The 9,629-nt window shown below is 39.7% G+C and carries 6 protein-coding genes; 3 read left to right on the forward strand and 3 right to left on the reverse strand.

The genetic code is table 11. From position 1 onward, the window contains the following. Positions 1-16: 16 nt before the first annotated feature. Entirely contained in the window at positions 17-2,197 is a 2,181-nt protein-coding gene (locus KTE19_RS05205) for a beta-L-arabinofuranosidase domain-containing protein (protein WP_217341760.1), read from the reverse strand. A gap of 353 nt (positions 2,198-2,550) precedes the next feature. On the opposite strand from KTE19_RS05205, the gene KTE19_RS05210 reads away from it, so the two are divergent. Then, positions 2,551-3,489, forward strand: coding sequence for a helix-turn-helix transcriptional regulator (locus KTE19_RS05210; RefSeq protein ID WP_217162659.1), 939 nt, complete (start codon positions 2,551-2,553; stop codon positions 3,487-3,489). 255 nt (positions 3,490-3,744) lie between these two features. Here the strand turns inward: KTE19_RS05210 and KTE19_RS05215 are convergent, their stop codons facing one another. After that, a complete protein-coding gene (locus tag KTE19_RS05215; RefSeq protein ID WP_217162661.1) occupies positions 3,745-3,909 on the reverse strand; it encodes a hypothetical protein in 165 nt (54 codons plus the stop codon). 213 nt (positions 3,910-4,122) lie between these two features. Continuing rightward, positions 4,123-5,046, reverse strand: a complete 924-nt coding sequence (locus tag KTE19_RS05220) for a helix-turn-helix domain-containing protein (RefSeq protein ID WP_217341761.1) — start codon at positions 5,044-5,046, stop codon at positions 4,123-4,125. A 196-nt stretch (positions 5,047-5,242) separates the two neighbouring features. Between KTE19_RS05220 and KTE19_RS05225 the strand changes: the two genes are divergently transcribed. Beyond that, the gene (locus KTE19_RS05225) at positions 5,243-7,738 is read left to right on the forward strand and encodes a DUF5695 domain-containing protein (protein WP_217341762.1); all 2,496 of its coding nucleotides are present in this window, start codon (positions 5,243-5,245) and stop codon (positions 7,736-7,738) included. 36 nt (positions 7,739-7,774) lie between these two features. Next, positions 7,775-9,349 (forward strand): MFS transporter, encoded by a 1,575-nt coding sequence (locus KTE19_RS05230; RefSeq protein ID WP_217341763.1) that lies wholly within the window; start codon positions 7,775-7,777, stop codon positions 9,347-9,349. The last annotated feature ends 280 nt before the right edge of the window (positions 9,350-9,629 follow it).

The raw sequence follows: 9,629 nt of genomic DNA on the forward strand, positions 1-9,629 counted from the left end.
CTGGCGTCTTGATTAATTATTTTGTTGCAACCATTGATTCAATCTTGTTAATGTTTGCAATATCAAAGTTCAAACCTTCGTAATCGAGTGGCTTGATCTTAATATTGAGTTTGTTTTTGCCTTTAGTTGCATCTAATGGTAGTGGATAGATGTAGTATGAATCTTCTGGCCATTCTTCACTCTTCATGGTCTGAGTAAAGAGAACCTTTTGATCATCTTCAATTTGGAAACTATAAATATCACCATCTAAGCGATCATAAGTAATCTTCAAATAGTTCTTCTTTTCTGGGTCAACGGCCAATGTCCATTCACGTTCTTCATTCACTGGCTTGTCGCTATCGTTTTGAGTATCAATCACAGTTGCAACCTTTTCGTCAGGAACTTTTACATAAACGTTATATGGGGTGCTACCAGGAATTGCTGGCAGTGACTTAAAGATGATGTTGGTGCCGGCAAGCCGGAATTGATTCTTACCTTCAACCTTAACAAGATCCTTCAAGTATTCCTTAGCAGGCTTGGTTGAGGCTGGTAAGTCTTTTGTTTGAGCTGCTAATAAGATTGGGCCGTAGTAGATTGCAACTCGGTTAAATCTATCAGCAAGGGTTTGATAACGCAGTTCGAAATCAAAGTTAACGGTAATTTCAGCTTTCTTGCCCCAAGTACGCTTAATAGCAACAAAGCCATTCTTGGGTTCTGCATCAACAGTTTCACCATCAACGGAAATTGTCGTTGTCTTGCTCCACTTTGGAATTCGCAGATAAATCGTAAATTCTTGTGACTTTGCAGCTTCAACAGTGATGTGAGCAAAGTGTTGTTCTGGGAAATGAGAATCTTGAGTAAGGGTGACACCCTGGTCCTTCAAATCAAGAATTGAATCGAAGTATTGACCAACATAGATATCGTGATTGTCGGTGTAGTAGATTCCGTCGACTAAGGTTGAGTGACGTTCAGTACCACTACCAGTGCAGCACCAGAAGCCAGTGTGACTGTATTCCTTGGTTGAGTTAGGGGCAACACTCAAGTTATACAGGTATTCAGCGATAGCGCTGTCATTATTCTGCTGAGCCATGATTGCATTCACAAACCGAATTTCATAATCATCAAGCAAAGTAGCATCCTTAGTATCAGCAAATAATTCTGAGCTCAAGAAGTTCAAGTCATGGCTGCAGCAACTTTCGCCGTTTAACTTAGATAAGTGCTTAAAGAACATTTCTGGGTAGTCATATAGTTCTGAACCGTAATCGGCAGGTGCTGGATATGCTGAACGACCTGAAATGCCTTTAGTTGGTAATTCGTGGCCATCGTGCATCCAGTTCATGTAATTGACAACGCCTTTTTTATAATTCTCGTCGCCAGTCACATGATAATATTCTAGCATTCCTTCGGCACAAACTAATTCGGTGTTTGCGTGACATGAGTAGTAGCCTAATTCATCATCATTATTGATTAACATGTCACGGAACCACTTACGATCAAATTTTTCAGCTAAATCGAAAATATCTTTTTGCTTCTTACCAGTCATTTCATACAAGCGGAGTAATGTTCGATGCATGGCCCCAAATTCTTGGTGATAAATGTAGTGGCCTTTGCCTTGGTACCACCGAGTATCAATCATTGCATTGATTTGTTCTGGCGTAAGCCGTTCCATTCGTTTCTCAAAGTAATGAGTCATGTTCATGACAAGTTCCAAGGCAGTTTGGTTACCAGCATATTCATAAGCGTCCATCAAGCCATCCATTAACTTTTGAACAGCATAATATGGCACATAATGGTTACCATTGAATCGAAGCTTTTCAACATCATCGAAGCGCTTTGAAGGTTCAGCAGCTAAGTAACCTGGGAATTCTTCAAATGTATCGAATCTCTCTTGGCATTCTTTCAAGCCATCGATAATTTGGTTGACCCGATCTTTTAGTTCATTCGCTTCTTTGGTATCTTCCATATTGTTGAGTTCAACATAACTTCTAGAAGCCCCTGAAAGATAATGACCAGTAAAGTGACCTCTAAAGAACCAGTCTGGTGATTCCCATACCGTTAGTGGCGTAGCGCCTTTAGTATCTAGTCCTGCATTTACCCGATAGTTATACAGTAACTGATCAGGTGTGAGGGACAACATCCAATTAACGTTGCACTCGAACTTCTCTTTTAAAGTCGAACCTGGTAAATATTTAACATCATAATATGACACCGGTTTCATTTTGATTCGTCCTTTCTGATAAAAAATGGGTTTCAACAACGTCGTTATGAATTTGCATATCATTGCAACCGCTTACGATTAATAGAATACAACATAACCGCAGTGGTTAGAATCCAATATTAGAGCGCCTTTTTATAAAAAAATATATATTTGGCCATTTTGCCTTGTTTATTGCTGCACAAGGGTTTCGGGCGGTAATACCGGCATTTATGGTGATTTTTACAATAAAATCACTTATCAGCAATTTGACAAACAGATAAATTTGCCTTATTTTTATGATATCCAAACGATTTTTTATACTAATATTAACAGCAAATAATTAATCACTCGCTAAGCAAGTGGAGGAGTCTAATATGGCTAAACAATTTTTGTCAATTTCGTGTCTGCCAACCCCAACTTATATTCAGAGTGGGCATGTCATTTTCAAACCAGGTGAACGTCACCCTAATCGTAGAAATTTTCAATTCTTCGTCATGATGTTTATGCAACGTGGAGCCCTATACATTGCCGAAGATGACAATCAGTATACCGTTCGTGCTGGTGAAATGTTTATTTTACAACCTCAGCATCATCATTATTCATGGAAACCAATCGATGAAACAACGGAATATTATTGGATCCATTTTGCAACGGCTGGTAACTATGTTCAATCCAACGAACCCAAGCAGGTCCAGTCGTTAATTCCAGTCCCCGCAATTCACTACTACACTTCAATGGTAACGTTGTTTCTCCAAAAACAGCAGCCCATTCCTAATGAAGCAACTATTTTTTCAATGATTGAAAAAATCTTTACCAATAGTCGCAAATCCAACGAGAATCACTCGGACACCACTCAAAACTCAATTGAATTCTGGAAAGCGCAACAGCTTTTCATTGATTTACTGCAATTGATTCAGGTCCAGGCCCCTCAGGAATCGCCAACCGTTATGATTGCCAACAAAATTCAACGTTACATCGAAGATCATTATGATGAAAAGATCACTTACGAAGAACTTGGAAAGCAATTTCATATCCACCCTAATTCTGTATCCATTTATATGAAGAAAACTTTCGGAATTACCCCTAATATGTTATTAACCAAATATCGGCTAGAAGAAGCCACCAAGTACCTACTATTAACTTCGGACCAAATTAGTAAGATTGCCACTAGAGTTGGTTATCAAAACGTGTACTACTTCTCAATGGCCTTCAAAAAGCACTACGGTATGTCACCATCCCAGTACCGAAAGAAATACATCAGCTTGAAGCTTCACACAACAACGGAAAGTTCCCATGGCACCCAATTAATTTAAAGCCTTTTTTCGTTGGGATCGAAGACCGGCGCATCTATTAATTTCCAGTCGGTAATCATTCACTTAAATCGTCCTGACCACCTAAGATAAAAGCTGCGACAAGCGGCTAACGAAAAGGACCAACTATTCCAAAATCAGGAATAATTGGTCTTTTTCGTTAAATTCTGAGGTCAAATCGATTTTCGCACCGGCAATTAATGAAGCACCGAGCAATTCTGTGGTTAATATACCTTAAGCCCATATTGAGAACTTTAACTACCGATTAATGGCTTGCCAAACTTCCATTTGGCCCTCCGCTCGGTTCGCCCATGCATAATAAGGAATTAACTTCATATTGGTTGGGGACCAAGTAATCTCATCAGTTAGATAAAGTTCATCTTCATTTTCTCGAGCCACTTGAACATCTTCGGTTTGAAGCACCCCAACCCCGTCTAATAATGATCCCTCATATTCATGATCGTTCTTTATTTACCAAAATGACACTCACAAAAGATCACGTTTGGTGCTTTATTTTGACTTCTTCTAAGAGCTACCTGACTTTATTTGGGTATTTAAGTGAAGCATCCACGTCATTCATCCAGATATCCCTACGCCCTCATCAGTTTGTTTTTATAATAGCCAACATCTCATTTTTTAAAATAGCTTCTTTTCATCAATTCCCTTTTCCAGCACCGACACAATTTTACCGATGTCATAGCCAGGATCAATATCTGGGTTATTCAGGAATGTGCTTGTAAACGTATTACGATATTTTGCCGGTGTTAAATTAGTATTCCTTTTAAAAATTCGAAAGAAATATTTGTAGTCGTTAAAATAGCTTTTCTCCGATATCTCTTGCACCGATAAGGTAGTCGTCAGTAATAGGTACTTGGCTTGATCGATTTTAAGTTTATTCAAATACTTCTTAACAGTTGAACCCGTTACTTTTTTAAAGATAGCAGCCAGATAATTTTGGTTGATTTCAAAATGATCAGCGATGGTTCGAACCGTTAGTTCTTTATTGATATTTAGCCGGCTCCACTCCTTGATTTGCATTACTTTACTTTCATCAGTGGTATCAGATTGTACCTGATTCAAATAATCATTAGCAAGTTCAGTCACCAATAAAGTGGCCGCATAATCCGCCGATGAGGCATGCCCTTGATGATGGGCAATGTCTAGTAATTGCGTTGCCAGGACCAAGCAGCGATCAGGTTCAGTCATTTGAAAAGATCTCGGTAGAATTGCTAAGTTCTCCGGAATAGGCTTGGTTGGCCCTTCTTTTGCAATATTAAGCGGTGCCTGATTGATAATATGGATCCAAAAGAAATCAGAAGACACCGTTACCGGGGTACTCCCAAAAATTGTTTCAGTCGGAAAATTAATCAAGACTTTTCCAGCAGTTAAGTTAAATTTTTCGCTGCCAATTGCAAGCGGGATATCCCCAGAGAGACCAATTAGAATCTCAGTATCAGATTTTCGAGTAGACACCTTATGGGTCCAACCCCGCTTAGTAATGAAGTGACCACACTCCACTAGTTTCATAGGATAACCCAACTGATAATAACCATATTCCATCAGCTTTATCCTCCTTTATGATCTTCACTACTTCATCAACAAAGTGAAAAAAGATACTTTTTATACGAAAATGTGAGCTTTTATAAAAAGAACAAGCGCTTACAATTTAACTCGTAGGTGATCGCTTACAAGTTCATACTGACGAGTATGAATTGTACCACAATATTCTCGGAACAAAGAATTGAGGAAAATTAAAATGGCAAACCTAAAAATCGAAAGTTTTCAATCTAATTCCAATCTGTTAAAGACACTTGCAGCCCAAGATGAGAACCAAGAGTGGTTTGATTTTGCCACCAGTAAGGCCAAGGTCAACCGCTCCGGCTCGGATTACTACCAACTGGGTGATGTCCAGTTAGCCCTTCGGCCGGTCAACCAACAGCAGTGGTCATTTTACACAACAAAAGATGATCAAGATTTGACAACTGCCCCTCTCAAGATTGATCGTGATTGGATCGTAAAAAATGATAGCGTTTTATTCACTACTAGAATAACAAATTCAAGCAAAAATAACATTGAAGTTGGTGGCTTGGGCTTTGCAATGATCTTTAATCAAATCTTTACGGATAACTCACTTGAGGAAAGCCATAACAATAGCTCGTTTGTTGACCCATATATCGGCCAGGATGCTGGCTATCTCCAAGTTGCACGGCTCAATGGTCGAAAGCCAACGTTACTAGTTGTTAATGGTGGTAACACACCATTTGAAGCTTACCGCCCCCTTAACGATGATAAAACCAAACGCGATGTTCACTTTGAAGGATTTTATGAATGGACTGCGTTTTCCAAAGCCTACTTCGATACCAATTGGGATGGTAAGCGTCAGTGGAACACCCCCAGCTCATTTATCTTAAAAGCTGGTGAGGCTAAGACATTTACCTTAAAGTTCATTGATGTGACCACTCCAGATAAAATCGCCAATACATTAATCGAAAACAGCATTCCCAGTGTTGCCAGTCTGCCAGGTTATGTACTCCACGGCCAAGAACAAGCAGAATTAACAATTCACACCGATAAAGATATCGCTAGAATCCATGCCGACCCAGAAACTGCAATTAAGATTACAAACGGCTCTTCTCACCATGCTTATCTGCTTAGCCGGCTACATGACTACTTTGGTCAAGCCCGCATTGTGATTGAATATTCCGATCATACAACCCAGACCATTAATTATTATGTTACAGACGCGGCCGAACAATTAGTGCAGCAACTAGCAAGATTCCACGAAACTCACCAATGGCTTGCTGAACCGGATAAACACGGTCGCCAACACTCATTTGTCACCTATGATAATGAAACAAACCGCCAAGTACTGGACGAATTTCGATCATACATTTCAGGTGATTCCGATGAAGCCGGTGCCGGTCCCAATCTTCTAATGGCAATTAAGAACTTATATATGCCAAATAAAAACCAAGTCCACATGTTAGAACAATATGTTGATGATGTTCTTTGGGGGCACTTGCAAAACAAAGATTACAGCATTCGGGCCAGTTTGTATTATATGAACAACGACATCATGTACAGTTGGAATAAATCCCGCTCTGAAGAAACTTGGCGTGCTTATAACTATCCTCACCAAGCTACTATTTATTGGGTGATGTATCGACTTGCAAGAAATTATGATGGCCTAGTTACCAACCATGATTGGCAATGGTACCTAAACCAAGCCTATCAAACCGTCATGGCAATGCATCAATTCTGCGGCAAGGATGCGTTTCTTTACTTGGAACAATATGGCTTAATGGTTGGCAGTATTCATAAATCAATCCTTGAGGACTTAAAGAATGAAGCGTGGACTAAACAAGCCAATCACTTTGAATCATACATGAAATATCGCTATAACATTTGGGCAAACTTACAATATCCATATGGTAGTGAAATGCCGTGGGACTCCACCGGTCAAGAAGAGGTTTATACCTGGTGTGATTATTTTGGTGACCAACCCAAAGCGGTCAAAACGGTTAACGCCATCTTAGCATGTACACCACTCATCCCTCACTGGGGCTATAACGGTGACGCTAGGAGATACTTTGATTCCTTCGTATATGGTAAACGAGAAAAAATAACCCGAGAATTTAACCATTACGGTTCAAGCCTCAACGCAATCCCCATTCTCGATAATTATAAATATCATGATTCAGCCAATTTATTTAAGCTGGAAGTTGGCTACGCTGCCTCAACCAGCGCTTTAAGTTCAATTGATCAGAAGGGCTTTGGCTCCATGGCCTTTCTAACTGATCCTGAATTCATGGAATTTGAACCTTACACATCGGACTATGGCCAAGCTTTTTATGGCTATGCCCATGACGCAGGGCAGTATATATACCAACAATCCGCGACTCGTTGGCTTTCGTTTGGTGGCAATTTCAATACGAATAATAGCCAGATTATCTTTGAACCAACTGATGCATTTAGACACCGCATGTTTATCCACACTATCAATTTTGACGTGGAAATTGATTCAGAAGTTGTCCCAATCAAATCAGCTGTCCTTGATCTTAGTGAGGGAATGCTGCAACTTCATTTTGCTAACTGCGACGTTGCTCCCAAAAACATCCGGGTTAAAACGTCAGCTAATCTGATTCCCACAAGCAGTGCCCAATCAATCCGTGGTGCATATGAATTTAGTCGTACTAGCGATGAAGTCACGTTTAGCATTGCAAATAAATCACCAAAAAACAACGTCAATTAATGAAATTGGTTTCTAAATAATTAGGGAAGTGGAAACATGCAAAAAACAAATGAAATTCATGATGGTTGGAACGAATATCAAAGCAAAAAGATTTATACGCCCCGGGGTAAAATTGGTATTTTAAGATCAACCGGCTTTGGTATGTATGGCTTTATTGGCTCTGCAGTTGGTTTAATCTGCTATAATTATATTTCGTATTTTTATACCTATTTTTGTGGGTTAACCCCATTACAAGTGGCTTTTATGTTAATTTTCGGGCGGGTGTTAGCCTCTGGCGTTGCCCTTTGGATTGGTCATTTTTCAGATTCACTATATAAGTTTAAATTCGGTCGCAAGTACGGCCGGCGACATTTCTTCATCCTAATGACCATTCCTTTCTTTGTATACGCGACACTGATTCCCATTAGCGGATTAAACTTCTGGTATTATTTTATTACCTACTCAGTCTTACTAGCGTTTTTCAACACAATCCATTTACCATGGACAACGTTACCCTCAGAAATGACGGATTCGTTTAAAGTAAGAACCATCATGGGAACCGTCCGCAGTGTCGTTGCTGCTTTGCTCAATACGATTGCTGCTTTCGTTGTGGCTCAGATCTTGAATAACTGGCCCAAAAACGATCCCAAGATTTACCTGTATCTCCAGATTGGCCTTTCAGCAGTCGGAATTATCTTTGCTCTGATTACTTACTACACTACTTGGGAACACTTTGTTACTAAGAACGAAGCTGCCCTCATGGAAGCAGAACACAATCAAGGGACTAATATTTCCGCCTCTCGCTGGACCAAGTTCAAAGAAACCGCCCATGATTACCTTTCAATTTTCAAAATTAAAAGTTTTAGAAAACACTTATTCATTGATGGTGCTGATCAAATGGCCGGAAACTTAGGCGGCCTGATATTAACGTATTTCATCGTTAATGTATTAGGATTAAATGCGTCAGTAACCGCCTACCTGTCATCACTAAGTACTTTTGTTGGTATTTTCGTAATGATTGCAGCTGGCTACGTGATTAATAAGTATGCACCAAGATATATGTACGGTGTTGCCTATGGAATGGCCATGATATCCTGTGTTGGTTTTGGCCTGCTTGGCTTTATTAAACCAGATCATATGGTAATGTGGTTATTAATCGTTCAAACCTTCTCAATCTTTGGCGGTCAGTTATATGGATTCATCCCCGGAACAGTCTTTCCATCCTTACCCGTCTTAGATACTTTACTTACAGGTCAAAATCGAGCCGGAACCTTTTCATCGCTCGCGGGCTTATTTGAACAAGGCGGTTTTGTAATCACCAATATTCTTGGTGAAGAAATCCTTCAGTTGGCTGGGTTCAAGAGTAGTACTACTGGTGCTGTGAATCAGTCACCAACTGTTCAATTAACTTTAACGCTCATGATTAGTGTTGGAGTAGGATTCTTCTTCTTAATTGCTTTATACAATGGTCTTTCATTCAGAGCGGATAAATCGAAGTTGGATTTGATTAGTGCGGAAGTGACTCGCCTAAAATCTGGTGGCAAAATGTCCGAAGCCTCAAGCAAAGTCAAATCGGTTACAAAAGAATTAACCGGTGAAGATTACGATTCAATCACTGTTTGGGACAAATAATTAGGAACTTGATTCAAACAAAGCCGAACAGTAACTCCTAATTTGCTATTAAGGGGCTGGGACATTAGTCGGCAAAGTGTTTATAGATGTAACTTAGCTTTCCCTGCTTATATTGATAAAACTTACGACAAACGGCTGATCCCAGAATTTAAGCCAAAAAAGTAATGCATTCCAAAACCAGAATGCATTACTTTTTTTCACTTGAATTGTCAAATTAAGTGCAACACTACATTAAAGAATATTTCATAAGGCGTTTTCCATCCGAGACATTTACGGGGAC

This window comes from Lentilactobacillus dabitei (genome assembly GCF_019061365.1).
In the GTDB taxonomy this organism is placed as follows: Bacteria; Bacillota; Bacilli; order Lactobacillales; family Lactobacillaceae; genus Lentilactobacillus; species Lentilactobacillus dabitei.

What these genes read in the sequence shown, in the direction of transcription:
- KTE19_RS05205 (WP_217341760.1), bottom strand. Translation starts at nt 2,197, where the DNA reads ATGAAACCGGTGTCATATTATGATGTTAAATATTTACCAGGTTCGACT.
- KTE19_RS05210 (WP_217162659.1), top strand. Translation starts at nt 2,551, where the DNA reads ATGGCTAAACAATTTTTGTCAATTTCGTGTCTGCCAACCCCAACTTAT.
- KTE19_RS05220 (WP_217341761.1), bottom strand. Translation starts at nt 5,046, where the DNA reads ATGGAATATGGTTATTATCAGTTGGGTTATCCTATGAAACTAGTGGAG.
- KTE19_RS05225 (WP_217341762.1), top strand. Translation starts at nt 5,243, where the DNA reads ATGGCAAACCTAAAAATCGAAAGTTTTCAATCTAATTCCAATCTGTTA.
- KTE19_RS05230 (WP_217341763.1), top strand. Translation starts at nt 7,775, where the DNA reads ATGCAAAAAACAAATGAAATTCATGATGGTTGGAACGAATATCAAAGC.